Source organism: Nitrospina sp. P1_D6 (assembly GCF_052156615.1).
Lineage (GTDB): Bacteria > Nitrospinota > Nitrospinia > Nitrospinales > Nitrospinaceae > Nitrospina.
This window is the reverse complement of the sequence record NZ_JBQKUN010000005.1, coordinates 267,575-292,663: the sequence shown is the minus strand read 5'-3', so window position 1 is coordinate 292,663 and position 25,089 is coordinate 267,575. Positions and strand designations below refer to the sequence as shown.

The window sequence follows — 25,089 nt, the reverse complement described above, 5'->3', positions numbered from 1 at the left end:
GGGGTCGCATGATCCTTCCTGTAAAAAGGGGCGGTATTAAATCGCCGCACCCATCAATTGACGGCACAGGTCGCGCACACGATTCGTCGCGTCGCGCCGCCCCAGCCTGAAACTGTTCTTCGCCCGCTCTTCCAGCCTGTCCGGATTCTGCATCGCGTCGAGGACGGACTGGGCGAGCTTGTGTCCGTTTATGTTGCGATCGAGGATGACCTCGGCCGCATCCGCCGCTTCCAGCACGCGTGCGTTGTGTTCTTGATGATTGTGTGCGGCGAACGGGAAGGGGACGAGCACCGAAACCTTGCCGGTTGCCGTCACTTCCGCCAGTGTTGTGGCTCCGGCGCGGCAGATCACGAGCGACGCCTTCCGGTACTGCTCTTCCATGTCGTAGATGAACGCCTCGGCGCGGGCGGAGAATCCCGCCTGTTCATAGCGTTGCCGAACGAGGGCTTCGTCCTTTTCCCCGGTCTGGTGAACGATTTGGAGATCCCCTTTCACGCTTTCGAGATGTTCAAGCGCTTCCAACATCGCCGCGTTGATCGACTGCGCGCCCTGGCTCCCGCCGAGGATCAGCAGGTGGAAGGGCTGGCCGGGTTTCCACGCCGTCGGTTCTTCTTCCCTGCAGAATTCTTCGCGGATCATGTTGCCCGTCTCCACCACCTTGCCGGCGGGGAAATAGTCCCGCGACTGCTCGAACGACACGGCGACCTTGCTTGCAATTCTGGCGATCAGCCGGTTGGTGACACCCGGCACTGTATTCTGTTCGTGCACAAGAACGGGAATTCGAAGCATCCACGCCGCCACCGCGACCGGACCCGACACGTAGCCGCCGACACCGACCACGAGGTTCGGCCGCTTGCGGATGAGAAAACACATCGACTGCGCCAGGCCCACCGGGAGCTTGCACCACGAAGTCCAGCGTCCCAGGCCCTTCTTGCCCAGCAGGCCGCTCGAGAGGATGGTTTTGAGCGGCAGGCCTTCGCGCGGTAGAACGCGGGCTTCCAGGCCGCGTTTCGTGCCGACAAAGGTGATTTCGATGTTTTCGTCCATGGCTTTCAAAGCTCTGGCCAGCGCGATACCGGGGTACAGGTGCCCCCCGGTTCCGCCTCCGGCTATGACGACGTAGTTCGCCATCGTGCATGCATCAACGTCGGACCGTTTGCTCCGATATGTTCAACAAAACCCCCATGCCGAGCATGGTGATCAACAACGACGACCCGCCCAGACTGATGAACGGGAGCGTCAACCCTTTCGTCGGCAGCAATCCCACCGCCACGCCCATGTTGGTGAACGCCTGAATAGCGACCAGCAACGTGAGTCCTGTGGCCAGGTGCGTGCCGTAAATGTCTTTTGCGTGGTACGCGATCTTGAAGCCACGCCACAGCACCAGCATGAACAGCGCGAGGATGCCCATGGTGCCGATGAATCCCAACTCTTCCCCGACGACGGAGAAGATGAAATCGGTGTGCGCTTCCGGCAGGTAAAACAACTTCTGCCGGCTGTCGCCCAGGCCCAGTCCCCATATGCCGCCACGTCCGAAGGCGAGGAACGACTGCACCGCCTGGAAACCGGTATCCGACGGGTCCGCCCACGGATCGAGAAACGACAACAGGCGGCGCTTGCGGTACTCCGCACTCAACACCGCCGAGATGAGGAACGGCGCGGCGGCGATGACGGAGTAGACCAGGTAATTTTTTTTCACTCCCGCGATGTACAGCATGGCGAAGCAGACAATCGAGATGATGAGTGCCGTCCCGAAGTCCGGTTGCAGGAGAATCAGCATGAAAAAGATACCGAGCACGATGAGGTTCGGCAGGAATCCGTAAGCGAAGTTGCCCAGCTTGTCGGCGCGTTTGACCAGGGATTTGGCCATGAACAGTATGACGGCGAACTTGGCCAGTTCCGACGGCTGGAACGAAAAGCCGCCCAGCACCAGCCAGCGCCGGGCGCCGCCGACTTCCTTGCTCATCTCCGGCATCATCACCGCGATGAGCAGGAATACGGTGGCGGCCATAACGGGATAAGTTGCGCCGTCCAGCTTGTGGTAGTCCACGGATTTCGCCGCAAACAGCATAGCCGTTCCAATCAGGACCCACAGCAGATGACGTTTCAGGAAAAACCAGGAGTCCTGGTATTCCTCCATCGCATACACCGCGCTCGAGCTGAACACCATGACGATGCCGATGAGCACGAGCAGGGCGACGGCGAAGGCCAAAATGCGGTCGCATCCCGGTTGTGCGTTTTTCTGGGCCATAAACCAATTCCTCAGGCGGAAACCGCATGAAATCCGCCGCTTCTTTCACAAACGTTGAACGCATTCGCGGAAGCGTTCACCCCGGTCCGCGTAATCGCGGAACATGTCGAAACTGGCGCACGCGGGCGAGAGCAGAACCACGTCGCCCGGTTCCGCGTGTCGGTAGGCGGCCTGCACTGCGGCGTCCATGCTTTCCGCCGCCTCGTGATCGAACGATCCGTTCAGCACCGCCTCTATCTTTGAACGGGCCTCGCCGATGAGCACAAGGAACTTGACCCGTCCAAGAAAGATTTCCTTGAGGGCGGAGAAGTCGCCCCCTTTGTCTTTGCCTCCGGCGATCAGGATCACCGGGCGGTCGAAGCTGTTGAGCGATTTTTCCACTGCGCCGATGTTCGTTCCTTTCGAATCGTTGATGAATTCGACGCCGTTGACGGTGCGTATCCATTCGAGACGGTGCGGCAGGCCTTCGAACTCGCGGAGCGTCGCCGGCATGGCGGCGGGATCGACTCCCGCAAGATAGGCCGCGGCCATGGCGGCGAGCACGTTTTCCATCTGCCGGGCTAGCGCCGGTTTCAAATCATCCATTTCAATCACCGGGATGGCGCTGCCGCCCCACTGCAGGAAGGCGGTGCCTTCTTCCAGGTAAGCACCCACCGGTAACTCGTACCGGGTGCTGAAGCTCACCGTCTGCGCTTTTTTGTTTTCAGCCATCTTTTTCACCCACGGGTCGTCTGCGTTGATCACCATCCAGTCGTCTTCGGTCTGGCGGGCGGCGATGCGTTCCTTCAGCGCGGCGTAGGTTTCCATTGAGCCGTGCCGGTCCAGGTGATCCGGAGTCAGGTTCAGAATCACACTGATGAACGGATGAAATGTATCGACGCCCTCCAGCTGGAAACTGCTGACCTCGAGCACCATGTAGTCCCTGGGGGGCGGATCGATCAGCGCCACGAACGGCACACCGATGTTGCCTCCGACCTTGATGTCGTATCCCGCGCCTTTCAACAACGCGCCGATGAGCGATGTCGTCGTTGTCTTGCCGTTGGTTCCGGTGACGGCGATGATCGGGGTCGTGCAGAGACGCGACGCCAGTTCCAGTTCGCTGATGACCTCCACGCCCTTCTGGCGCGCGGGTTCGAGTTCCGGATTGTGGATGTCCACGCCGGGGCTGAGCACGATGAGATCGAGCGTATCGCCCTCCGGGGCTGACGTTTCGAACCGGGTCTCGATTCCAGCATCGAGTTGCCGAACCGCCTCTTCCAGCTCCGCAAGGGGTTTCTGGTCGCACACGGTCACCTTCGCCCCGCGCTGTGCGAGGAAGTTGGCGGTGGCGATGCCGGTGCGGGCAAGGCCGACGATGGCAATGTGTTTTCCCGTTACGTCCATAAGCAATTCATCTCAGCTTCAGCGTGCTCAGGCTGAGCATGGCCAGCACGACGGCGATGATCCAGAAACGGACGATCACCTTCGGCTCTTCCCAGCCCAGGTGCTCGAAATGATGGTGCAGGGGGGCCATCTTGAAAAACCGTTTGCCTCCCGTGTACTTGAAATACGCGACCTGGATGATGACCGACAGCGCTTCGATGACGAAGATGCCGCCGACTAAAATCAACAGCAGTTCCTGTTTGGCGATCACCGCCACGGTGCCGAGGATGGCTCCCAGCGAGAGCGAACCGACATCCCCCATGAACATCTGCGCGGGATAGGCGTTGAACCAGAGAAAGCCCAGGCTCGCTCCGACGATGGCGGACGTGAGCACGGCGATTTCCCCCGCGCCGCCGACGTACTGGATATTCAGGTAGCCCGCGAATTTGAAATGCCCGGTGATGTACACCAGGGCGGTGTAAGTGAGCGTCGCGATGATGATGGGACCGATGGCCAGGCCGTCCAGGCCGTCGGTCAGGTTCACGGCATTGGAGGTGCCGACGATGACGATGACGATCAGCACCACGTACCAGCCGCCGAGATCCGGTGTGAAATCCTTGAAGAAAGGCACATACAGGTTGGTGGCGAATCCCATGCGATGAGGATCGAAGTAGGTGCAGAACAGGCCCACCATCGTGGCCACCAGGATCTGCCAGAACAGTTTCGACCGTGCGGTCAGCCCTTTGCCTTTGCGCAGTTTCAGAAAGTCATCGACGAAACCGATGAGGCCAAAACCAACCGCGACGAAAATCAGCAACCACACATACGTATTGGTGAGGTTCGCCCACAACAGGGTGGCGAGCAGGAATGTGAAGATGACCAGCAGGCCCCCCATCGTCGGGGTGCCGGATTTTGAAATATGCGATTGCGGTCCGTCGGTGCGGATGGTCTCGCCGACTTCCAGTTTCTGCAGGGCGCGGATGACCATGGGGCCAAAGACCAGGCACAGCACGAGCGCGGTGATGCCGGCGTAGGCCGAGCGAAACGTGATGTAGCGAAACACGTTGAAGATGGAATAGTCCGAACTGAGCGGATAAAACAGGTGATAGAACATATCCCTTTTTACCGGGCGGTGCCGGTGAACCTTTCGATCACGGTTTCCATTTGCGACCCACGGGACCCCTTGAACAGCAGGCAATCCCCTGCGCGAGCGTGTTGTTTCAAAAATTGCGCGGCGTTATCGTGTGTTTCCCCGCGGTGAATGTGTTCGGCGTCCATGCCTCGCTCGGCGGCGGCGTCTGCGGCGAGCCCCGCCAGCATGCCCACGGTAACGAGGTAGTCGATTCCGTTCTCCACCGCCCATTCGCCGACCTGACGGTGTGCGGGATTTTCCCGTTCGCCCAGCTCCAGCATGGCGCCCATTACCAGAAAACGGCGCCCGGTGCAGGGCAGGGCGTTGAGAGTGTGGATGGCTTCCCGCATCGAACGCGGATTCGCGTTGTACGTGTCGTTCAGAATCGTCATGCCGCTGTGTTCGAATACCTGGCCCCGCTGGTTGAGTCCCTGAGTTGCTTCCAGGCCGGGCACCATGCTCTCAATCTTCATTCCGAGGGCCGCGCCCGTGGCCAGCGCCGCCAGTGCATTCCGCACGTTGTGCATCCCCGAAAACGGCAGCCGGACCGGCGCCGTGGTGTCGAACACCCTTGCTGTGAATTCGATCCGGGTGATGTCGGCGGCGCGGATGTCGCGCGCCTGCACGTCGGCGGACGGATCGAGCCCAAACGTGATGGCTCGCGCGCGCAAGCCGTCGGCGAGCTCCAGCACCAGCGGATCATCCGCGTTGACGATGGCGGTCCCGTTTTCGTTCAATGCCTCGAACAGTTCGCCCTTGGCCGCCTGCACGTCCCTGATGGTTTTCAACTGCACCATGTGCGCTTCCGAGACGTTGGTGATGACGCCGATCTCCGGTTTGGCGATTTCCGCGAGGCGGCGGATTTCCCCCGCCGCGCTCATGCCCATTTCGATCACCGCCACATTGTGCTCGCGCGTCATGTTGAGAAGCGTGAGCGGCACGCCGATGTGGTTGTTCAGGTTGCCTTGTGTCTTGAGCGTTTTGAATCGGGTGCCGGTGATGGCCGCGATCATTTCTTTCGTGGTCGATTTGCCGTTGGTGCCGGTGACGCCGACCACCCGCACGTCCTGCTGATTGCGGTGATACGCAGCAAGATCCTGCAATGCTTTCAACGTGTCGGGTACGGCAACGGCGAAGGGACCTTCCTGTAATTCATCGAGGGGCAGGCGTGTGCGGTCGGAGACGATCACCCCGGCCGGCTTTTTAGCGATGGCCTCGTTCAGGAAATCGTGTCCGTCAAATCGATCTCCCTGAATGCATACGAACAGTTCGCCCGCTTTCAGGGTACGGGTATCGATCGACACGCCGGAGAAGCGTGATGTCGCAGAGCCCACTATTTTTTCCCCATTCACGGCTGAAATCACGGTTTGCAAATCGCTATCCATTCACGTTGAACCTTTGTTGCAGAGCTTCGGCCGCCTCTTCGCGGTCGTCGAAGTGAATCTTTTCCGTTCCGAGGATCTGGTAATCCTCGTGTCCCTTGCCTGCGATCAGCACCAGGTCGCCCGATTGCGCCTTGTTGATGGCGAAGCGGATGGCGTCGCGCCGCTCCGGCAGGACCATGTAGCGTTCCTCGGGATTGATGTTGTCCGGGATGCCTTCAAGAATCTGGTCGATGATCCCGTTCGGGTCTTCCGTGCGCGGGTTGTCGGAGGTGATGACGGCGAAGTCCGCCAATTCCGCGGCAATCCTTCCCATGACCGGGCGCTTGGTGCTGTCGCGGTCACCGCCGCACCCGACAACGACGATCACCTTTCCGGAAGAGATGGTGCGAGCGGCTTTCAATGCGTTGAGGAGAGCGTCATCGGTGTGGGCGTAATCCACCGCCACGGTGAAGTTCTGCCCCATGTCCACTTTGTCGAAGCGTCCCGGCACCCGCGCAAGTTCCCTCACGCCGCGCGCGATGGTGTCGAGGGCGATGCCCTGGATCAATCCCACCGCCGCCGCCGACAGGATGTTGTAGATGTTGTGACGGCCAAGCAGCGTTGATTGAATAGATGTGTCGCCGTAAGGTGTTTTCAGGATGAAGCGCACGCCGTCGGGATCGATCTTGATGTCTTCTGCCGTGACATCCGCGGATTGTTCGAGGCCGGTGGTCAGAGTGACCGAATCGATTTCGGAAGCGATTTCGCGACCGACGGCATCGTCGATGTTGATCACCTGCTTGCCAACGGTGCAATCCAGGAACAGGCTTTTCTTGCTTTGTTTGTAGTGGTCGAGCGTCTTGTGGTAGTCGAGGTGGTCGCGTGAGAAATTGGTGAAAACGGCGACGGCGAATTTGAGCTCGCGCACGCGCTTGAGAGCCAGCGAATGCGACGACACCTCCATGACACAACGCTGAACCCCCGCCGCCCACATCTCTGCCAGCATGCGGTTGATCTCAAGCGCCTCCGGCGTGGTCATCGGTGCCGGACGCAGGGTGTCCGCGTAGCGGTAGTTGATGGACCCGATGACGCCGCTGGGCTCTTCGTTGGCCTTGTAGATGCTTTCCAGCAGGTAAGTGAGGGTGGTTTTGCCGTTGGTTCCGGTGACCCCGGTGAGTTCCATGTGGTGCGACGGATCGCCGTGAAACCGGGCCGACACCCACGCCAGCGCGTGACGCGCGTCCCTGACGTGGAGCCCTGTGGCGTTCTGTCCGCCGACGCCCTGCTCCATCAAATCCTCGACGCCGGTTTCAGTGACAAACGCCACCGCACCGCGCTCCAATGCGTCGGCGATGAACAGACTTCCGTCGTGGTGGTGCCCCGGTATGGCGACGAACAAGGAACCCGGTTCCACTTTCCGCGAGTCGTAGGCGATCGAAACGATATCGCGGTCGAGCGTGCCCACGAGATTCTCCAGCGGAAAGCCGTTGATGAGTTTGGCCAGTTTTTGGTTCATCACAAAATAAACTCCGCAGTTTGCGGATGAGGATGCGTCATGGTTTGCCGTTTTAACGACGATCATGTCCGGTCCAGGACAAACACACGCTCCCTGCTCGATGGAATATGCAGGTAGCGCAGGGTTTTTTCAGCCAGGCGCTGGAACACCGGCGCCGCGACCTCTCCGCCCCAGTACGATTTTTGCGGCTCGTCAATCATCACCAGGATCACCAGCCGGGGTGCGTCCGCCGGCACGAAGCCGATGAACGAAGCGAGATACGCGGACGTGGAATATGTATGCGTTTCGGGATCGATCTTCTGTGCGGTACCGGTTTTCCCCGCGACCTCAAAGCCGGGAATGCCCGCCTGCTTGCCGGTGCCGTGTTTCACCGCCTGCTTGAGCATGTCGATCATCTGCCGGCTGGTATGACGCGTGAGCACGCGGCGAATGATCTGTTCTTCCGGCTGCTTCACCACTTCGCCGTTTTTCAGAACCTCGTGAGTGACGTGCGGCTTCACCAGAAGGCCGCCGTTGGCGATGGCCGCAATGGCCGCCGTCATCTGCAGGGGAGACACCGAAATCTCGTGCCCGAATGAAATGGATGCGAGTGACAGACCCGACCAGTCGGAAAGATCTCGCACCATGCCCGGCGTCTCACCCGGCAGGTCCACGCCCAGGCGGGAGCCAAAACCGAAGTTGCGGATGTATTCATGAAAGCGTTCCTCACCCAGCTTTTGCGCCACCTTGATCGCGCCGATATTGCTCGACTTGGAGATGATGTTTTGCAGGGTCAGCCAGCCGAAGCGGTGGTTGGCGGCTTCGCCGATGTGGATTCCGCCGATTTCGTAGTTGCCGTTTTCACAGAAAAAGATGTCGTTCGGCCGCGCAACGCCTTCTTCCAATGCCGCTGCGACGACGATGGGCTTGAAAATAGAACCCGGTTCGTATGCGTGTGTGACAGCGGGGTTGCCCCACCGTTTGCGCGGAAAGGCGGCAAAGTTGTTCGGATTGAATCCAGGGTAGGAGGCGAGGGCGTAGATGCTGCCGTCGTTCGGGTCCATCACAATAACCAGCCCGCTTTTAGCCTGGAACTCGCGCACCTGTTTTTCCAGTTCCTGTTCGGCATGGAACTGGATGACTTCGTCGATGGTCAGGACCAGGTCGCGGTTGCGATGCGAGGCGTCGTCCGGACCCGTTTGCAGATACCGGCCGCGCGCGTCCTTTTCCACCACCTTCCGCTTCAGTTTGCCCTTGAGCAGGGACTGGCGCTCGTGTTCGATTCCCGCCAGGCCCTGATTGTCCAGACCGACGAAACCCAGCGTGCTGGCGGCCAACTGGCGGCGCGGGTAGAACCGCTTGCTTTCCTTAATGAAACCCACGCCGGGCAGGTCCAGTTGACGAAGCTGCGCAATCTCGTCCAGACGTGCCTTGCGTTTGATCCAGACAAAATGTTTTTTTGAATTCACTTTTTCCAAAACGGCTTCCGGATCCAGGTTCAACGTACCGGCCAGGGCGCGGGCCGTCTCCTTGGAATTGAAAATTTCGCGGGGATCGATGTAAACGGATTCCACATCCAGGTTGGTTGCCAGCAGGTTCCGGTTTCTATCGAAAATATGGCCCCGGCCGGTGACGACTTCCACCGTCCGCAAGTACTGTTTCTGCGCCTGGTACAGGAGCTCGTCGTGCTGGAAGATCTGCAGATGCGCGAGCCTGCCCGCCAGGGCAAGGCCGCAAACCACAAACAGAACAGAAACCACGGCCATGCGGCCTTTCAGGGCGGAATACAGGGTTTGCGGTGAATTTTTTTTGATGCGGCGCATGGCCACGCCCTCACTTCACAAAGATCGTAACGATCTGTTCCGGCCGGGGCTCCTGCATTCCCAACCGGTGTTCGGCCAGGTACTGGACCCGGTCCAGGGACAGCAGGCTGTCCCGCTCCAACTGAAGGAGGGTGTGTTCACGGAGCAGCTTGGTGTGGAGCCGTTGCTGCGCCTGGAAGTCGTACGCCAACTTGACCATCTTTACGTTTGGCCAAACGTAAAAGAGTCCGCCAAGGAGAAACAGGAACAAGCCGATCGTCACCACGCGGAATTCCATGGGCGACAGGTGAATCTGGGATCGGACCCATCTCAACCAGGATTGCGGATCAGTCATGGATGCGCTCCGCCGCTCTCAACTTCGCACTGGAGGCCCGGGGATTGCGTTCCACTTCCAGGGCCGACGGTTTGACCACCCTCCGGGTCAGAACCTTGAGCCTGCTTTTTCGCCCGCACACGCACATCGGCGTCCTGGGCGGGCAGATACAGCCTTTTGCCTCGGTACGGAAAAAATCTTTGACGATTCTGTCTTCGAGAGAATGAAAGGAGATCACCACCATGCGCCCGCCGGGGGCGAGGCAGTCGATGGCGTCTTCGAGTGCTTTCTGGATGTGGTCCAACTCACGGTTAACCGCAATGCGCAGGGCTTGGAAGGCTTTTGTGGCTGGGTGAATACGGGGTTTACGCGACGGTTTCGCCGCGCTGGAGAGGATTTGGGAAAGTTCGAAGGTTGTTTTGATGGGATGGGAGCCCTGCGCTTTGCGGATCAACCGTACGAGTTGTCTTGGTCTTTTTTCTTCTCCATACTTGCGAAAAATCTGTTCGAGCTCGAAATCGGAAAGCGTTTCGAGCAAATCGGCGGCCGTAGGGCCTTCCTGGCTGCGATCCATGCGCATGTCCAGCGGCCCATCGAAACGGAAGCTGAACCCCCGCTCGGCGACGTCCAACTGCCGGGAAGAGACCCCGAAATCCAGCAGGATGCCGTCCATCGCCGGCTCGTTCTGCCGGGCGAGTATGCTTTTGACTTCGCTGAAGCTGCCGTGCACCAGAATGACCCTTTCCTTGTAGGTGGCCAGCCGTTGTCTGGCCCGTTCCAGGGCTTCGGTGTCCCGGTCGATTCCCAGGACCCGCAATGTCGGCCCGGCGTCTAGCATTGCCTGCGTGTGACCCCCGTCCCCCAGGGTGCCATCGACAATGAGCCTCTTGTTTTGGGGTTCTATATAATGAAGGACCTCCTCTAACAGAACTGGCGTGTGGTAACCCACCATGGCGGAATCGGCCCTCCACGATCCCCTCAAATCTCAAATCGGTCGGCGGACCAGATCTCGAACGTCTTGGACATGCCGACCAGAATCACTTCTTTTTTCAGCCCGGCGCGATCACGCTGGTGCTGGGGTATCAGGATTTTTCCGGACTTGACCTCGCATTCGCTGGCCTGTGCGTAAATTTCGCGCATTTTGTTGCGGTCGTCGCCGTCCAACCCGGACAGGTGGCTGAGCTTTTCCTCGTTCACCAGCCATTCCTTCTGGGGAAAGACAATGAGGTATTCGCGGTCCTTATTCCCCTCCTTGTCCGGCATCACGGCGACCACAAGGTTGTGGTTGTCGTATTGCTTGTCCAGAAGGCCCTTGAACTTCGCCGGAACGTTGAGACGCCCCTTTTCGTCCAGGTTGACCTGATATGTCCCTAAAAAACCAACCATTTCTACCCTGCCAAAGGTAATTCGGTTGCCCGCCATAATGTGACACTATATGACACATTTAGACACTATGCTAGCATAACGTGACATTCTGTCAATAAAAAAAGAAAAAATCGGGCGGAGGCCTGAAAGGCCTTCTGCAGGGCTCCGACAGGGCTTTGGTGGGGGGTTGGGTTTCCTATTACTCTGGAAACAGGCGGACAAAACCGATCCCGCAATGAGGCCAGATTTAGGTGGAATCCGGGTGGTGGGTTGTGGGTACAATAGGAAAGAGTTGATGGATTTTTAAAGCAGGGCTTCCGGCCCTGGCACGGGGTAAATTGCTTTGACAATATTTATTGGCCAGTGATACTATGGCTCCAATCGAAAAGGATTGGATTCATTCAGGTTAACCCTTTTATTTAAAGAGATTGCAGACCCATGCAACATCGAAAAATCAAGTTCATGGTGGGGGCCTTTCTGATTGTCGGCGCGATCGCGTACCTGATCACGACCAGCATCAGCAGCACCTCCAAATTCTTCGTTACGGTTGACGAGTTGACCGCGGGATTGGACACGTACCGGGGTGCCGGTCTGAAAGTAAAGGGAACCGTGGTGGAAGGCTCCATCACCCGCAACCCGGAAAACTTCCTGGATGTCGCGTTTCAGATAGAGGAAAAGAAATCCGTTTTGCCCGTCACCTATACCGGCGTCACGCCGGATATGTTTGAGGACGGCCGGGAAGTGGTCATCGAAGGCACCATCGGCCGCGACGGGGTGTTCCATGCCAATACCCTGTTGACCAGTTGTCCGTCCAAGTACGAAGCGGAAAAGGAAGCGGGAAAATCCCACCCGGGCGACATTCCCATAGACGGGAAACAAAAACAGCCTGCTTTGGAAAGCCCGAAAATTCTGACCAAAAAGACCGCCATCTAATTTTGCCCGCTACGGGATCGCCGGGAAGCGCCCGGTTTTCCAGTGCGGGTGTTTTGGGCGTGATGTTTGTTTTAAGGAACCGTAAAGCATGAATGAACTGGGTGAATTTGCATTGATGGTGGCGTTGGCCACCGCGCTGTACGGCGTCGTCGGTTACGTGATGGCGTTCCGCAACAACCGTGTCGATCTGTATATGAGCGCAGACAAGACCCCGCTCATCGTCTGGAGTTGCGTGGCGGTGGCTTCCGGTTCATTGTGGTACGCGTTTCTCACCAACGACTTCAGCGTCGAATACGTGTGGGCCTATTCCAACCGGGAACTGGATATCTTCTATAAATTTTCCTCGTTCTGGGGCGGGCAGAAGGGGTCGCTGTTGTTCTGGACGCTCATTCTGTCCACTTACATGATGGTGGTGTATATCCAGAACCGCAGGCAGAATGTCCGCCTGGTGCCCGTCGCTTTGGCGGTGATGATGGTCATTGCCATCTTTTTTCTCGGTCTGCTCAATTTCAGCACCAATCCTTTCGAACGCATTCCGCTTCCCCCGGAAGACGGGCGCGGCCTGAACCCATTACTGCAAAACTACTGGATGGTGATTCATCCGCCGACGCTGTACCTCGGTTACGTCGGCTTCACCGTGCCTTTCGCTTTCGCCACGGCGGCATTGCTCACCAAGAATCTCGACGACGGCTGGATCCGCATGACCCGCAAGTGGACGCTGGTGTCGTGGTTCTTCCTGTGCATGGGCAACCTGTTCGGCGCGCAGTGGGCGTATGTGGAACTGGGCTGGGGCGGTTACTGGGCGTGGGACCCGGTGGAAAACGCCGCGTTCATGCCTTTGCTCATCGCCACGGCGTTTTTGCATTCTGTGATGATCCAGGAAAAGAAGGACATGATGAAGGTGTGGAACATGTCGCTCATCCTGCTCACGTTCGTGATGACCATCTTCGGCACGTTCATCACCCGGAGCGGGCTCATCCAGTCGGTGCATACGTTCGACGAAGCGACCCTGGGTTATTACTTCCTGGCGTTCCTGGGAGTCATCATCACGTTTTCTACTGTCCTTATCCTCAAGCGCCTGCCGTTGCTTAAAAGCAAAAATGAGCTCGACTCGTTTTTGTCACGTGAAAGCAGTTTTCTGTTCAACAACCTGGTGCTCCTGGGCATCACGTTCGCAACATTCTGGGGCACCATCTTCCCGATCATCTCGGAAGCGTTTCGCGGCGTGAAGATCACCGTCGGCCCCCCGTTCTACAACCAGGTCAATGTGCCCATCGGGCTCATCCTGCTTGCGCTGATCGGGATCGGCCCCGTCATCGCGTGGCGCAAGGCGACGTGGTCGAACCTCAAAAAGAATTTTACCAAGCCGGTGATGATCGCGCTGGCGGGCGCTGTGGTTCTGTTTCCCTTCGTGCCGCTCACCGACAAGGCGGAGATTTATTCGTACATCACCTTCGTCCTCTGCATTTTTGTCATGGCGTCCATCATCACCGAATTCATAAAAGGTTCGGTGGCGCGCCACGCGGCTCATGAGGAGACGTATCCTGCGGCCCTGTCGCAACTGGTGTGGAAGAACAAGCGGCGATATGGAGGGTATATCGTGCACATTGGCGTGGTGCTTCTGTTCGCGGGCATTGCGGGATCGCAGGCTTACGATACGGAATTCCAGAAACACCTGCAGATCGGCGAGACGTTCAAGCTCCGCAATTACGACATCACTTACGAGCGGTTGATGGTGAAGGAACAGACTTCGGTGAAGACCCGCGTCATCGCGCAGTTGGGCATCTCGGAAAACGGCCGCCGTGTGTGGACCGGCAACCCGGAAAAGGAATTTTACAAAGGGCAGAAACAGCCTGTCTCGGAAGTGGATCTCAGGTCTACCTGGAAAGAGGACCTGTACCTGATCCTCGCGGACTTCAATCCGGACAACAGCTCAGCCACCATCAAGGTGCACATCAACCCGATGGTGAGCTGGATGTGGACCGGCGCGTGGATCATTGCCTTCGGCACGTCCATCTGCATGTGGCCGGACCGGCTGGAGTCGCGCCGCCGCCTGGAGCGGCTGAAGCGCCAGGAAGCCATCTTTGTCCCGGCCCAGGAGTGAGCAGTATGCGTAACCGAACATTGATAACCTTTTCGCTCTGCCTCTGGGTGTTCGCCGCCGTGCCGGCATTCGCCGCCACGCAGTTGGAGAACCTTGAGGATGCGCTGATGTGCACCTGCGACGACAAATGCGGCAAGGTGCTCATCAATTGCAGTTGCGATCACTCCGACAAAATGCGCGGCGAGTTGACCAAACAACTGGAATCCGGTTTGACCGTCAAGCAGATCATCCAGACTTATGTGGACAAGCACGGTGAGACCGTGCTCTCCGCCCCGACCAAATCCGGATTCAACCTCACCGCGTGGATCACGCCTTTTGTGGCGCTGGTGATTGGTGGCTTCGGCGTGCGCAAGGCCATCGTCGCCTGGACGCGCAGGTCCCCTGGAAAAGCCGAAGGTGAAGACGCATCCATGACGGATCAGGCCGACGGTGAGACGCCGCAGAAAAAAGCAGAAAACCAGCCGTACCAGAACCGGTTGAAAGACGAACTGGATCGGTTGGAAACCTGAGCCCATGACCGGTGTCAACATCCTTCAGTTCCTTGTCGTCCTTGCCATCCTGATCGCGGTCGGTATCCCTCTGTTTTCCAAGCTCAGCGGCAAGAAGTTATATTCCCCTCTCGACCCCGCCGGTGAAGAATACAAGCACCTGCTCGTACGCAAGGAAGAAGTGCTGTTGTCCATCAAGGAGCTCGAATTTGACTTGAAAACGGACAAGGTATCCCAGGCCGATTACGACGCCCTCCTCGCCAAGCTGGAAGAGGAGGCGTTTCAGATATTGAAACGCATCGACGAACTGGAAGAGCAGTTCAAATCCAAAAAGAAAAAGAAGCCCAAACAGTCCAAGCAGGTGGATGCGGCCTGAAGGACCAAACCGGCGCCTGTATTCCGGCGCGCCCCACCATCGAATAACCGCCAGCCATGTCCGAACCCACCGTCGCCCCGTCGCAGGAGCCCGCAATTCAGGTGCGGGGTTTGCGGAAAAGTTTCGGTCACATCGAGGCGGTCCGTGGCATTGAATTCGATCTCAAGTGCGGCGAATTCCTGACGGTGTTCGGGCCGAACGGCGCAGGCAAGACCACGCTCATCCGCATGCTGTCGTCGTTGACGCGTCCCACCAGCGGCAGCGCGATGGTGGCGGGATACGACGTGACGGCGAACGACCCCGCCATGAGGCGTGAAATCGGCGTCATCTCGCACGCAAGTTTTTTATATGCGGACCTTTCGGCGTTCGAGAACGTGCAGTTCTACGCGAAGATGTACGGTGTGGACAAGCCGGCGGACCGGGCGAAGCAGGTCATCGACGAGGTCGGTCTGCTTCCGCGCATGCACGACCGCGTTCGTACGTTTTCCCGCGGCATGCTGCAAAGGCTGTCGATTGCCCGCGCCATCGTGCACGATCCGTCGATCCTGTTTCTCGACGAGCCGTATACCGGGCTGGATCAGCACGCATCACTCAAGTTGCGCAAACAGTTGGAAACCCTGCATACCCAGCACCGTACGGTATTGATGACAACGCACGATTTTGCACGGGGGCTGGAAATGTGCGATCGTGTGGCCATTCAGGCGCGCGGCCGGTTTGTTCTGCACGAACCGGCGGCGAACATTGACAAGAGCTGTTTCGAAACCCTGTATCTGGAACAGATTGCCCGGTCAGGGTGATCACATCCAGCAAAGGGACATTGGCTGCGGCGTGGTTAATCGGGCATAATGGACGGCTGAACCTGGTCATAAATAAATGAACGGTTACTTTCAACAGATCGGCGCCATCGCCGCCAAGGATTTCAGCACCGAGTTCAAGACGCGGGAGCTGTTCAGCTCGATGTTCGTCTTCGGCCTCCTGGTGATCCTGATCTTTATCTTTTCGGTCGATCTGAGTCTGGTCAATGCCAATGCCGTGGGGCCGGGCGTGTTGTGGGTCGCCATCCTGTTCGCGGGCACATTGGGACTCAACCGCTCGTTCACGCTGGAAAAGGAAAACGGTTGTTTGCAGGGACTCATCCTGACCCCGGTGGACCGCTCTGCGATTTATTTCGGCAAGATGGTGAGCAACCTTGCGTTTCTGCTTGTCATGGAAGCGTTCCTGCTTCCGGTGTTCATGGTGTTCTTCAACATCGATCTGGTATCGCACCTGGGACCTTTGCTCGTCGTGCTGTTTCTGGGAACGCTGGGGTTCAGTGCGCTGGGCACATTGCTTTCGTCGCTGTCGTCGAACCTGAAGACGCGCGAGATCATGTTGCCGATTCTCCTGTATCCGCTGATGGTGCCCATTGCCATCGGTTCCGTGCGCATGACCAGTCAGATCCTGATGGGCAAGACGCTTGCGGACAACCTCAACTGGCTGGGCCTGACATTGTGTTTTGACGTGATTTACATCGGTGTGTCCATCATGACCATCGATTACATTTTCGAGGAGTGAAGGAATGGACAACCTGGGATTTCTGTTCGCCGCCAATGCCTTCGTGTGGGGCGGCATACTTGTTTATGTGTTCACCCTCATGAAGCGGAACCGTTCGCTGAAGGCGGATCTCGACCTTTTGAACGAAACCCTCAACAAGGACAAGCGGCATGACTGAGCCTGCAAACGAAACAGCCGCCAACAACGGCGGCAATGGTTCGGTCCTGCTGGTGCTCACCATCGGTGCGGTGGTGGCGATGCTGGTCGCCATATATCTTTATGTGCCCACCGAACGCACCGAAGGTGTGGTCCAGCGCATCATGTACTACCACATTCCGTCTGCGTGGATCGCATTCTTCGCTTTCTTCGTGGTGTTTTTGTGCAGTATTCTGTTTCTATGGAAAGGGGACCGGGAATGGGACATCTACGCACATGCTTCGGCGGAAGTGGGCGTTCTGTTCTGCTCGCTCGTGCTCATCACGGGACCCATCTGGGCCAAGCCCATCTGGGGAACCTGGTGGGTGTGGGACGCGCGGCTGACTTCCACGCTGGTGCTGTGGTTGATTTATGTCGCCTACCTGATGCTCCGTGTGCAGACCGATGCCGGGTCCACCCGCGCCAAGTACGCGGCGGTGGTGGGCATTGTCGGGTTTCTGGATATTCCGCTGATCCATTTTTCGGTTCTGTGGTGGCGCACGTTCCATCCCAAACCTAAAATGATCACACCGGAGGGATTCGGCGCAGGCATGGACACGCCCATGATCATCACGCTGATGATCGCCCTCGGCGCGTTCACCCTGCTTTACTTTCTGCTCATGTCCCAGCGCGTCTCCCTCGAACGGATGAAAGATGAAGTCGACCGGCTCAAAAAAGAGAAACTTTACTCTCATTAAAAAGTACGCCGCAATCTACATTGTGCTGTTTGCAGGCGCGCTGATGGCGTTTGTCAGTCACTATTACGAAACGCCGGTGACGCCGGAAGAGGTTCAGGTGGCCTCCGTGCAGACGCAGGAACGGTCGGCGGTGGGGTACATGGCTCCGGGGTTCACCGTGCGCAACCTGAAAGGCAACCGCGTCAGCCTTGCGGACTTTGAAGGCAAGGTGGTGATCCTCAACCTGTGGGCAACGTGGTGCGGTCCGTGCCGTATCGAGATGCCGGGATTCGAAAACCTGTACCGGCGTTTTCGATCGGAAGGACTGACCATTCTCGCGGTGAGCCTGGACAAGGACAACGACCAGAAGGTGCGTGACTTCGTGGAGGAGTATGGGTTGTCGTTTCCGGTGCTTCTCGACGCACAACATAAAGTGGAAAGCCGGTACAATACCTTCACCATTCCTACCACCTATGTCATCGACCGCAAGGGGCGCATCGTAGCCGTGGTGGACGGGGCCAAAAACTGGGAGGCGCAGGAAACCTTCGACGCCCTCGAACTTTTACTCAAACCATCCTGAAACCTCCGGGGCGGCAGCCCCGTTCTTTGTGAATTCCCATATGGAAGCGCATTCTGAAATTCTCTCAGCCAACAAACTGTTCTACGAAGCGTTCAACAAGCAGGATATCGACGCGATGAAATCGCTATGGCAGGACGACGGCTCTTCCATCTGCATCCATCCCGGGTGGCCCGTATTGCGGGGCTTCGATTCCATAATCCAGAGCTGGAAGGACATTTTTGAAAACACGGACCACATGGAAATCCGTTTGAGCGACGTCAGTGTGGTGGTGTCGGGGGACATGGCCTGGGTGAGTTGCCAGGAGAACCTTTTTTCCATTCACATGGCGGGGGTGCAGAGCTCGCATGTGCACGCCACCAATCTGTTCCGCCAGACCAACGGTTCGTGGAAGATGATCCTGCACCACGCCGCGTCGGTGCCGTCGCCTTCCTCCACCGGCGAAGACGAACATTAAGCCCACCGGCTTCTATTTATTTCAACTCCGCAGGTGACACGCCACCCAGTGGCCGGGCGTGGTTTCCTTCAACTCCGGTACTTCAGTCTCGCATTGTTTTTCCTTTATCGGGCAGCGTGGATGAAAGGCGCAACCTGCGGGTGGATTCGACGCGCTCGGTGCATCGCCTGCCACGATTTTATTCTTCTCTCGAGGACGGATGCCATCCATTTTCGGAATCGCGTCGAGCAGGGCCTCGGTGTAAGGATGGCCGGGAGAAGTATACAGGGTTTCGGCGGATGCCATCTCCACGATCCTGCCCAGGTACATCACGGCAACCTGGTCGCAGAACATCTCCACCACACCCATGTCATGCGAAATAAACAGGTAGGACAACCCCATTTCGTCCTGCAATGACTGCAGGAGATTCAGGATCTGCGCCTTGATTGAAACGTCCAGTGCCGACACCGCTTCGTCGGCGACGATGAAACGGGGCCGAAGTGCCACCGCGCGGGCGATGCCGATGCGTTGACGCTGGCCGCCACTGAACGCGTGCGGGTAACGTTTGGCATCATCGGGAGACAAACCGACTTTACGCAACAGCTCCGCCACACGGTCGCGGTGTTCGGATGGCGCGCCTCCATTGTGAATTCGAAACGGCTCTTCCAGAATTCTGCCGATGGTCATGCGTGGATTGAGCGAGGCGTATGGGTCCTGAAAAATCACCTGCATCTCTCTTCTTAGCGGAACCATCTCCGTATGCGAAAGGCTTGTGATATCCCGTCCGTCGAACACGATGCGTCCTGCGGTGGGATCGATCAGCCTCAACACCGCACGCCCGGCGGTTGATTTTCCGCACCCGCTTTCACCCACCAGTCCCAGCGTGCTGTTTTCCGGTATGGAAAACGAAATGCCGTCCACCGCCCGCACCCCGCCTGGGAAAACCTTTTTCAGGTTTTCGACAACGAGCAGGGAATCGTTATTTGTGGGGGTGGATGTATTCATCACTCAATCGTTGGGATACCAGCAGGCCACCTGCTGGCCGGGTTCGGTGGTTTCCAGTTCCGGTTTTTCCGTTTGGCATTTTTGCTGCGCAGAGGGACAACGCGGATGGAACGGGCAGCCTGGAGGCAAATGGCCCAGCGCAGGCACACTGCCTTCCATTTCATGAAAACGTTTGCGTCGGGACTTTGCACCGGGGCGGGGAATCGATTCAATCAATCCCAGCGTGTAGGGATGACGCGGTTTGGAAAACAGGTCGCGTACCCGTCCCGTCTCCACAATGTCCCCGGCGTACATGATGAGTGCGCGTTGCGCGATATTGACGACGAGGCCGAGGTCGTGGGTGATCAACAACACCGACATGTCGCGTTCCTGCTGGATGCGTTGCAGGAATTCCAGAATCTGTGCCTGCACCAGTACGTCGAGGGCCGTGGTCGGCTCGTCGGCAATGAGGATCCCGGGATCGCACGCCAGGGCCATGGCGATCATGGCGCGTTGCCGCTGACCGCCGCTCAATTCATGCGGATAACATTTCCAGCGTGACTGCGGGGAGGGGATCTCCACCTGCCGAAGGAGGTCAATGGTTATTTCCCGCGCTTCCTGGGTGGCGATGTTGCGGTGCGCGCGCAGGGTTTCGACAATCTGCTCGCCGATGGTCAGCACCGGGTTGAGCGACGTCATGGGTTCCTGGAACACCATGCCGATGTCGTTGCCGCGCACGGCACGTAATGCGTCGTCGTCCAGGGCCAGCAGGTCGCGTCCGTGGAACAGAACTTTTCCCGACACGATTCGCCCCGGCGGTTGTGGAATGAGACGAAGAAGGGACAGGGCACTCACTGTTTTGCCGCTTCCAGACTCACCCACCACCGCCAGTGTTTCTCCTGCGTTCAGTTTAAACGTGATTCCGTTGACCGCAGTGACTTCCCTTCCGTTGACGGTGAAACTCACCGTCAGGTTCTGAATGTCAAGTTCGGTATTGGATGCAGTCATAGGTCGGAAGTTTTGTGAAAGAGGGTGACTTGCGGGCAGCCCTTGGATTCCGTTCCACTCTCCGCAGGTTTCCGCCAGCCGCCCCCGGGCCTGCCATTTCAGTGCAGAACGGGGTCTCGCCCCTCGCGCCAGGAATATCGATTCTATCGTATCACTCTCAACCAATTCTAAGTCCGGACGCCGAATTTGCAAGCCGGGAATGGGTGGCGTCTACGGTATTGAACGGGTTGCAGATTTTGGATATGCTTGACCCTTTTGCGACTTCTTCCTACGGAATTCTATATGTTGATCTACAGCTGGAACGTCAATGGCATCCGTGCCGTGGCGAAAAAGGGCTTTGGCGACTGGATGGATTCGGTCGATCCTGACGTGGTGTGTCTGCAGGAAACCAAGGCGCACCCGGAGCAGGTCCCGCCGGAGGTGGCGTACCCCGAAGGCTACGAGGCCTACTGGTGCCCGGCCACGCGCAAGGGTTACAGCGGTGTTGCGGTGTTTTCCAAAACCAAACCGAAACAAGTCCACTACGGTATGGGGATCGAACGTTTCGACTCGGAAGGACGTTACCTGCGCCTGGAGTATCCCAAGTTTGATTTGCTCAATATTTATTTTCCGAACGGCACCAGCGGCGACGAGCGGTTGCAGTTCAAGATGGAATACTATGACGCGTTTCTCGACCACTGCGAGACGCTTCGCAAAAAACAGAAGAAAAAACTGGTGATCTGCGGCGACGTGAACACTGCGCACAGGGAGATCGATCTGAAAAACGCAAAGCAGAACGAAAAAAATTCTGGTTTTTTACCGATGGAACGCGAGTGGATCGACAAGTTCATTGCGCACGGATACGTGGACACGTTCCGCGAGTTCTGCCGGGAACCGGACCAGTACACCTGGTGGACCTATCGGGCCAATGCGCGGGCCAGGAACATCGGGTGGCGCATCGACTACTTTTTTGTCACCCGGGACCTGCTTAAAAACGTCAAAAACTCCTTTATCACTCCGGAAGTTATGGGTTCGGACCACTGCCCCATCGGGCTCGAGATCGTTTGACGCGAAATCCGCCCTCACCTGTGATATTCTGGCGGTGACAGAAATTAGACCCCCACCGGGCCCCGGCGGCCCGTTTTTATTAGAAAGGATCATTCATGAGTTTTGAAGTGGATCGCTCCTATCACGGTTTTAAACTGAAAAAACAGGAAAAGCTGAAAGAGCTCAATTCGCTGGCGTTGTTTTTTGAGCACGAAAAAACCGGAGCCGAACTGCTGGTGATGGAAAACGACGACGACAACAAGGTGTTCAGCGCCACCTTCCGCACGCCTCCTTTCAATGACACCGGCGTGGCGCACATTCTGGAACACAGCGTGCTGTGCGGCTCCCAGAAGTTCCCAGTCAAGGAACCGTTCGTCGAGCTCATGAAAGGAAGCCTGCAGACATTCCTGAACGCGATGACCTTTCCGGATAAAACCATGTACCCGGTGGCCAGCCGCAACCGGAAGGACTTCTTCAATCTGATGACGGTTTACCTCGACGCGGTGTTTTATCCGAAAATCACCGAGGAAATTTTCAAGCAGGAAGGCTGGCACTACGAACTGGACGCGCCGGAAGGGGACATCACCTACAAGGGGGTTGTCTACAACGAGATGAAGGGCGTGTTTTCCAATCCCGAAAGCGTGCTCGACCGGCACCTGGCGCACTCGTTGTTTCCGAAAACACCTTACGGCTACGAGTCCGGTGGCGACCCCCTTCGCATTCCCCAGTTGACCTACGATGAGTTCAAGGAATTCCACCGCAAGTATTATCACCCGACCAACAGCCGTCTGTTCATTTACGGTGACGGCGATACCAACGAATACCTCAAGTACTTGAATGAAGAATACCTGATCCGTTTCGACAGGCTGGAGGTGGACTCCCACATCGGCCTGCAACGCCGCTTCAGTAAACCCAAGTGGAAGGACGTGCCATACGCCGTTTCCAAGAACGAGTCGGTCGAAAAGAAAACCTACGTCGTGGTCGGCATGAAACTGGGCAAGGCAACGGATTACGAGCACTGCCTGGCGATGGAAATCCTGAGCCATATCCTGCTGGGCAATTCCGCCGCGCCGCTTCGCAAGGCCCTGCTTCAATCCAACCTCGGGTCGGAAGTCATCGGCGGCGGCTTCGACGACAACCGCGCGGAAACGCTGTTCGCCGTGGGCATGAAAGGTGCGGATCGTGAGGACGCGCAGAAAATCCTCGACCTCGTTTTCGACACGCTCAAGGACCTGGCGGAAAACGGCATCGATGAGGACCAGATAAAGGCATCGGTCAATACCATCGACTTCAAGCTGCGCGAGGCCAACTTTGGCGGGTTTCCCAAGGGCATCGTGTACAACATCCAGGCCCTGGGGTCGTGGTTGTACGACGCGGACCCGATGGGGCATTTGAAATACGAAAAGTTGATGAAGAAGATCAAGAAAATGATGAACGAAGGTTATTTTGAAACGCTCATCAAAAAGCACCTGCTCGATAACAATCACCGCAGTGTGCTGGTGCTGTACCCGAAACCGGGTCTGGGCGAGAAGCAGGATGCTAAGGTGAGAAAGGCGCTCCGGGAGATGAAATCCGGCCTTTCCGACAAAGACATCGAAAACCTGATCGAGGAAACCAGGGCGCTCCAGGAAATGCAGATGGCGCCGGACGCGCCGGAGGCTCTGGCCACCCTGCCTCGCCTGCATTTGAATGATGTCGAAAAAAAGGTGCCGAAGTTTCCCTGTGAGGTGAAACGAAAAGACAAGCCGACGGTTCTGCTCCACGACCTGTTCACCAACAACATTGCTTACACGCAAATCTGCTTCGACACCAACGCGGTACCGCAGGATCAGATTCAATACCTGGGCCTGTTGGGACGCATGATTCTTGGCATGGGAACGAAGAAACGGGACTACGTGGAGATGTCGCAACAGATCGGCATCCACACCGGAGGCATTTCCCCCTCGCATTTTTCTTCCGTCACGTTCGATGACCGGAGCCACCTGCTCTCGCACCTCAATTTCAGCGGTACGGTGCTGATGGAAAAACTGGATGCGCTGTTCGACCTTTATGCCGAGCTGTTCACCGAGCGCGACTTCAGCAACACCGGCCGGCTGGTGGAGATCATCCGCAGTGCCAAGGCGAACATGGAAACGTCGATCGTGCCGCACGGCAACCAGTACGTGCTGTCACGGCTGCAGGCCTACCATTCCCGGCTGGGACAGTATGACGAGTGGACCGACGGACTCACCTACTTCCGGTTCCTGGAGGACCTCTACGAACGCGTTGAAAAAGATCCGGAGGCGGTGGCGGACGAGTTTCGCCAGGTGGCGGACAGGGTGCTCAACCGCGACAACATGCTGGTGAACATCACCTCTCCGGCAAAGGATTTTTCAAAAATCGACAAACGGGTGAAGCACCTGACGGAGATTCTGCCGGAGGGGACCCATCCGCGTGTGGATTACAAATTTGAGGCTCCCGCGCCGAACGAAGGATTCATGACCACCAGCACTGTTCAATACGTCGGCAAGGGTGCCAACCTGTATCAACTGGGCTACCAGTATTCCGGCAAGTTCGAGGTGGTGAAGGCCCTGTTGCGCACCGCGTTTTTGTGGGACCGTATCCGGGTTCAGGGCGGGGCCTACGGAAGCATGATCAACTTCGATCTGTATACCGGCGACCTGGGACTGGTCTCTTATCGCGATCCCAACCTGAGCGAGACACTGGACGTGTACGACGAGATCGGCGACTTTCTCGCCCACCTCGATCTCCCCGGCGAGGAGCTGGAGAAAATCATCATCGGGTGCATTGGCAAGATGGACCCGCCGCTCACGCCGGACCGCAAGGGTTCCATCTCCCGCGCCGAGTACCTGACCGGAATGACGCAGGAATTCAAGGAGCGGCGGCTGGAAGAGTTGATGTCCACGACACTGGAAGACGTGCGCGGTTACGCCGAGCTGTTCCACGCGGTGAAGGAAAAGGGGTCCGTGTGCGTGCTCGGCAACGCGGCGCGCATCAAGAAAGACGCGTCGCGGTTCGACCATCTGGTGGACGTTTTCAAATGAGCGGCACGCCCCTCAGCTGAGGGAACGGGCCGTTTCGAACGCGCGTTCCATGTCCGGCAGTTGACCGAGATCCGGCACCACTTCCATGTAGCGGATGACCCCGTCCTTGTCCAGCACCAGCACGGCGCGGGCGAGCAGGCGGTTCTCACCGATCAACAGGCCGCTGGCCTTGCCGAAGGTGGCTTCACGGTAATCCGACAGAAACAGGATGTTGTGAATCTTGGCCTCGCGTGCGAAGCGCTTTTGTGCGAAGGGGAGGTCGCGGCTGATGGTCACGAGCCGCGCCGTTTCATCCAGCCCCTTGTTTTCCTCGCTCAGAATGTGCGTCTGCTTTTCGCACACCCGGGTGTCGATCGACGGCACGATGCTGACGATGGTCACCTTGCCTTTGAATCCCTCCTTCAGGTCCACCATATTGAGACCCGCATCGGGGAGTTGCACGTCCGGCAAGGGTTGGTTGACCTGCAACGGCTCGCCCATAAGCGTAAGCGGTTTGCCACCCATGGTGACGTGGAATCCACTTCGCGCGGAAAGCGTGGTGGCCAGGAGGGCCGTGGTGAAGACCGTAATTAAAATCAAAGCGATGGATTTTCTCATGATGAA

Annotated in this window: 25 protein-coding genes; 12 read left to right on the top strand and 13 right to left on the bottom strand. The window is 57.6% G+C overall.

Going from position 1 to position 25,089, the window contains the following annotated elements; genetic code table 11:
• Positions 1-36: 36 nt before the first annotated feature.
• The 10 genes from murG to ACTRXA_RS10930 form a co-directional block, all read right to left on the bottom strand.
• Positions 37-1,131 carry an undecaprenyldiphospho-muramoylpentapeptide beta-N-acetylglucosaminyltransferase gene (gene murG / locus ACTRXA_RS10975; RefSeq protein ID WP_442427232.1) on the bottom strand — a complete coding sequence of 365 codons (1,095 nt, stop codon included), beginning with the start codon at positions 1,129-1,131 and terminating at the stop codon, positions 37-39.
• Between the two features lie 10 nt (positions 1,132-1,141).
• Positions 1,142-2,251, bottom strand: a complete 1,110-nt coding sequence (gene ftsW, locus ACTRXA_RS10970; RefSeq protein WP_442427231.1) for a putative lipid II flippase FtsW — start codon at positions 2,249-2,251, stop codon at positions 1,142-1,144.
• Positions 2,252-2,296: 45 nt separating this feature from the next.
• Positions 2,297-3,634 carry a UDP-N-acetylmuramoyl-L-alanine--D-glutamate ligase gene (gene murD, locus ACTRXA_RS10965; protein WP_442427230.1) on the bottom strand — a complete coding sequence of 446 codons (1,338 nt, stop codon included), beginning with the start codon at positions 3,632-3,634 and terminating at the stop codon, positions 2,297-2,299.
• Positions 3,635-3,641: 7 nt separating this feature from the next.
• Positions 3,642-4,727 carry a phospho-N-acetylmuramoyl-pentapeptide-transferase gene (mraY, locus tag ACTRXA_RS10960; protein WP_005005707.1) on the bottom strand — a complete coding sequence of 362 codons (1,086 nt, stop codon included), beginning with the start codon at positions 4,725-4,727 and terminating at the stop codon, positions 3,642-3,644.
• Positions 4,728-4,735: 8 nt separating this feature from the next.
• Positions 4,736-6,130 carry a UDP-N-acetylmuramoyl-tripeptide--D-alanyl-D-alanine ligase gene (locus ACTRXA_RS10955; protein WP_442427229.1) on the bottom strand — a complete coding sequence of 465 codons (1,395 nt, stop codon included), beginning with the start codon at positions 6,128-6,130 and terminating at the stop codon, positions 4,736-4,738.
• On the bottom strand, positions 6,123-7,625 hold the full coding sequence (locus ACTRXA_RS10950; RefSeq protein ID WP_442427228.1) for a UDP-N-acetylmuramoyl-L-alanyl-D-glutamate--2,6-diaminopimelate ligase: 1,503 nt from the start codon (positions 7,623-7,625) through the stop codon (positions 6,123-6,125). Before ACTRXA_RS10950 ends, ACTRXA_RS10955 begins: the two co-directional genes overlap by 8 nt.
• A gap of 62 nt (positions 7,626-7,687) precedes the next feature.
• The gene (locus tag ACTRXA_RS10945; protein ID WP_442427227.1) at positions 7,688-9,427 is read right to left on the bottom strand and encodes a peptidoglycan D,D-transpeptidase FtsI family protein; all 1,740 of its coding nucleotides are present in this window, start codon (positions 9,425-9,427) and stop codon (positions 7,688-7,690) included.
• A 10-nt stretch (positions 9,428-9,437) separates the two neighbouring features.
• Positions 9,438-9,761, bottom strand: a complete 324-nt coding sequence (locus tag ACTRXA_RS10940; RefSeq protein WP_005005701.1) for a cell division protein FtsL — start codon at positions 9,759-9,761, stop codon at positions 9,438-9,440.
• Positions 9,754-10,692, bottom strand: a complete 939-nt coding sequence (gene rsmH / locus ACTRXA_RS10935; RefSeq protein WP_442427226.1) for a 16S rRNA (cytosine(1402)-N(4))-methyltransferase RsmH — start codon at positions 10,690-10,692, stop codon at positions 9,754-9,756. Before rsmH ends, ACTRXA_RS10940 begins: the two co-directional genes overlap by 8 nt.
• 26 nt (positions 10,693-10,718) lie before the next feature.
• Positions 10,719-11,126 carry a division/cell wall cluster transcriptional repressor MraZ gene (locus tag ACTRXA_RS10930; RefSeq protein ID WP_052338284.1) on the bottom strand — a complete coding sequence of 136 codons (408 nt, stop codon included), beginning with the start codon at positions 11,124-11,126 and terminating at the stop codon, positions 10,719-10,721.
• Positions 11,127-11,543: 417 nt separating this feature from the next.
• Here ACTRXA_RS10930 and ACTRXA_RS10925 point away from each other — a divergent pair, with 417 nt between their 5' ends.
• From ACTRXA_RS10925 to ACTRXA_RS10880, 10 genes are all read left to right on the top strand, one after another.
• Positions 11,544-12,038, top strand: coding sequence for a cytochrome c maturation protein CcmE (locus ACTRXA_RS10925; RefSeq protein WP_442427225.1), 495 nt, complete (start codon positions 11,544-11,546; stop codon positions 12,036-12,038).
• 88 nt (positions 12,039-12,126) lie between these two features.
• On the top strand, positions 12,127-14,142 hold the full coding sequence (locus tag ACTRXA_RS10920; RefSeq protein WP_442427224.1) for a heme lyase CcmF/NrfE family subunit: 2,016 nt from the start codon (positions 12,127-12,129) through the stop codon (positions 14,140-14,142).
• 5 nt (positions 14,143-14,147) lie between these two features.
• Complete coding sequence (locus ACTRXA_RS10915) at positions 14,148-14,651, top strand: cytochrome c-type biogenesis protein (protein ID WP_442427223.1); 504 nt, start codon at positions 14,148-14,150, stop codon at positions 14,649-14,651.
• 4 nt (positions 14,652-14,655) lie between these two features.
• A complete protein-coding gene (locus tag ACTRXA_RS10910; protein ID WP_442427222.1) occupies positions 14,656-15,006 on the top strand; it encodes a hypothetical protein in 351 nt (116 codons plus the stop codon).
• 56 nt (positions 15,007-15,062) lie between these two features.
• Positions 15,063-15,803, top strand: a complete 741-nt coding sequence (locus ACTRXA_RS10905; protein WP_442427221.1) for an ABC transporter ATP-binding protein — start codon at positions 15,063-15,065, stop codon at positions 15,801-15,803.
• A 76-nt stretch (positions 15,804-15,879) separates the two neighbouring features.
• The gene (locus ACTRXA_RS10900) at positions 15,880-16,560 is read left to right on the top strand and encodes a heme exporter protein CcmB (protein WP_442427220.1); all 681 of its coding nucleotides are present in this window, start codon (positions 15,880-15,882) and stop codon (positions 16,558-16,560) included.
• A gap of 4 nt (positions 16,561-16,564) precedes the next feature.
• Complete coding sequence (locus tag ACTRXA_RS10895) at positions 16,565-16,717, top strand: CcmD family protein (protein ID WP_442427219.1); 153 nt, start codon at positions 16,565-16,567, stop codon at positions 16,715-16,717.
• The gene (gene ccsA, locus ACTRXA_RS10890) at positions 16,710-17,432 is read left to right on the top strand and encodes a cytochrome c biogenesis protein CcsA (protein ID WP_442427218.1); all 723 of its coding nucleotides are present in this window, start codon (positions 16,710-16,712) and stop codon (positions 17,430-17,432) included. The genes ACTRXA_RS10895 and ccsA overlap by 8 nt, the downstream gene beginning before the upstream one ends.
• On the top strand, positions 17,389-17,991 hold the full coding sequence (locus tag ACTRXA_RS10885) for a peroxiredoxin family protein (RefSeq protein WP_442427217.1): 603 nt from the start codon (positions 17,389-17,391) through the stop codon (positions 17,989-17,991). Before ccsA ends, ACTRXA_RS10885 begins: the two co-directional genes overlap by 44 nt.
• 40 nt (positions 17,992-18,031) lie before the next feature.
• Complete coding sequence (locus ACTRXA_RS10880) at positions 18,032-18,445, top strand: nuclear transport factor 2 family protein (RefSeq protein WP_442427216.1); 414 nt, start codon at positions 18,032-18,034, stop codon at positions 18,443-18,445.
• A gap of 21 nt (positions 18,446-18,466) precedes the next feature.
• Here the strand turns inward: ACTRXA_RS10880 and ACTRXA_RS10875 are convergent, their stop codons facing one another.
• Positions 18,467-19,429: an ABC transporter ATP-binding protein gene (locus ACTRXA_RS10875; protein ID WP_442427215.1), complete on the bottom strand. Its 963-nt coding sequence runs from the start codon at positions 19,427-19,429 to the stop codon at positions 18,467-18,469.
• Between the two features lie 3 nt (positions 19,430-19,432).
• Positions 19,433-20,416 (bottom strand): ABC transporter ATP-binding protein, encoded by a 984-nt coding sequence (locus tag ACTRXA_RS10870; protein ID WP_442427214.1) that lies wholly within the window; start codon positions 20,414-20,416, stop codon positions 19,433-19,435.
• 282 nt (positions 20,417-20,698) lie between these two features.
• Here ACTRXA_RS10870 and ACTRXA_RS10865 point away from each other — a divergent pair, with 282 nt between their 5' ends.
• Both ACTRXA_RS10865 and ACTRXA_RS10860 read left to right on the top strand, forming a co-directional pair.
• A complete protein-coding gene (locus tag ACTRXA_RS10865; RefSeq protein WP_442427213.1) occupies positions 20,699-21,463 on the top strand; it encodes an exodeoxyribonuclease III in 765 nt (254 codons plus the stop codon).
• Positions 21,464-21,558: 95 nt separating this feature from the next.
• Positions 21,559-24,486 (top strand): insulinase family protein, encoded by a 2,928-nt coding sequence (locus tag ACTRXA_RS10860; protein WP_442427212.1) that lies wholly within the window; start codon positions 21,559-21,561, stop codon positions 24,484-24,486.
• Between the two features lie 12 nt (positions 24,487-24,498).
• On the opposite strand, the gene tpx is transcribed toward ACTRXA_RS10860, so the two are convergent.
• The gene (gene tpx, locus ACTRXA_RS10855) at positions 24,499-25,083 is read right to left on the bottom strand and encodes a thiol peroxidase (protein ID WP_442427211.1); all 585 of its coding nucleotides are present in this window, start codon (positions 25,081-25,083) and stop codon (positions 24,499-24,501) included.
• Positions 25,084-25,089 lie beyond the last annotated feature (6 nt).

Excerpts from the sequence above, each read along its gene's own strand:
- murG (WP_442427232.1), bottom strand. The coding sequence starts at position 1,131 with ATGGCGAACTACGTCGTCATAGCCGGAGGCGGAACCGGGGGGCACCTG.
- ACTRXA_RS10875 (WP_442427215.1), bottom strand. The coding sequence starts at position 19,429 with ATGAATACATCCACCCCCACAAATAACGATTCCCTGCTCGTTGTCGAA.
- rsmH (WP_442427226.1), bottom strand. The coding sequence starts at position 10,692 with ATGGTGGGTTACCACACGCCAGTTCTGTTAGAGGAGGTCCTTCATTAT.
- murD (WP_442427230.1), bottom strand. The coding sequence starts at position 3,634 with ATGGACGTAACGGGAAAACACATTGCCATCGTCGGCCTTGCCCGCACC.
- mraY (WP_005005707.1), bottom strand. The coding sequence starts at position 4,727 with ATGTTCTATCACCTGTTTTATCCGCTCAGTTCGGACTATTCCATCTTC.
- ACTRXA_RS10920 (WP_442427224.1), top strand. The coding sequence starts at position 12,127 with ATGAATGAACTGGGTGAATTTGCATTGATGGTGGCGTTGGCCACCGCG.
- ftsW (WP_442427231.1), bottom strand. The coding sequence starts at position 2,251 with ATGGCCCAGAAAAACGCACAACCGGGATGCGACCGCATTTTGGCCTTC.
- ACTRXA_RS10885 (WP_442427217.1), top strand. The coding sequence starts at position 17,389 with ATGAAGTCGACCGGCTCAAAAAAGAGAAACTTTACTCTCATTAAAAAG.
- ACTRXA_RS10910 (WP_442427222.1), top strand. The coding sequence starts at position 14,656 with ATGACCGGTGTCAACATCCTTCAGTTCCTTGTCGTCCTTGCCATCCTG.
- ccsA (WP_442427218.1), top strand. The coding sequence starts at position 16,710 with ATGACTGAGCCTGCAAACGAAACAGCCGCCAACAACGGCGGCAATGGT.
- ACTRXA_RS10895 (WP_442427219.1), top strand. The coding sequence starts at position 16,565 with ATGGACAACCTGGGATTTCTGTTCGCCGCCAATGCCTTCGTGTGGGGC.
- ACTRXA_RS10945 (WP_442427227.1), bottom strand. The coding sequence starts at position 9,427 with ATGCGCCGCATCAAAAAAAATTCACCGCAAACCCTGTATTCCGCCCTG.
- tpx (WP_442427211.1), bottom strand. The coding sequence starts at position 25,083 with ATGAGAAAATCCATCGCTTTGATTTTAATTACGGTCTTCACCACGGCC.
- ACTRXA_RS10880 (WP_442427216.1), top strand. The coding sequence starts at position 18,032 with ATGGAAGCGCATTCTGAAATTCTCTCAGCCAACAAACTGTTCTACGAA.
- ACTRXA_RS10860 (WP_442427212.1), top strand. The coding sequence starts at position 21,559 with ATGAGTTTTGAAGTGGATCGCTCCTATCACGGTTTTAAACTGAAAAAA.
- ACTRXA_RS10915 (WP_442427223.1), top strand. The coding sequence starts at position 14,148 with ATGCGTAACCGAACATTGATAACCTTTTCGCTCTGCCTCTGGGTGTTC.
- ACTRXA_RS10930 (WP_052338284.1), bottom strand. The coding sequence starts at position 11,126 with ATGGTTGGTTTTTTAGGGACATATCAGGTCAACCTGGACGAAAAGGGG.
- ACTRXA_RS10925 (WP_442427225.1), top strand. The coding sequence starts at position 11,544 with ATGCAACATCGAAAAATCAAGTTCATGGTGGGGGCCTTTCTGATTGTC.
- ACTRXA_RS10905 (WP_442427221.1), top strand. The coding sequence starts at position 15,063 with ATGTCCGAACCCACCGTCGCCCCGTCGCAGGAGCCCGCAATTCAGGTG.
- ACTRXA_RS10900 (WP_442427220.1), top strand. The coding sequence starts at position 15,880 with ATGAACGGTTACTTTCAACAGATCGGCGCCATCGCCGCCAAGGATTTC.
- ACTRXA_RS10955 (WP_442427229.1), bottom strand. The coding sequence starts at position 6,130 with ATGGATAGCGATTTGCAAACCGTGATTTCAGCCGTGAATGGGGAAAAA.
- ACTRXA_RS10870 (WP_442427214.1), bottom strand. The coding sequence starts at position 20,416 with ATGACTGCATCCAATACCGAACTTGACATTCAGAACCTGACGGTGAGT.
- ACTRXA_RS10940 (WP_005005701.1), bottom strand. The coding sequence starts at position 9,761 with ATGACTGATCCGCAATCCTGGTTGAGATGGGTCCGATCCCAGATTCAC.
- ACTRXA_RS10950 (WP_442427228.1), bottom strand. The coding sequence starts at position 7,625 with ATGAACCAAAAACTGGCCAAACTCATCAACGGCTTTCCGCTGGAGAAT.
- ACTRXA_RS10865 (WP_442427213.1), top strand. The coding sequence starts at position 20,699 with ATGTTGATCTACAGCTGGAACGTCAATGGCATCCGTGCCGTGGCGAAA.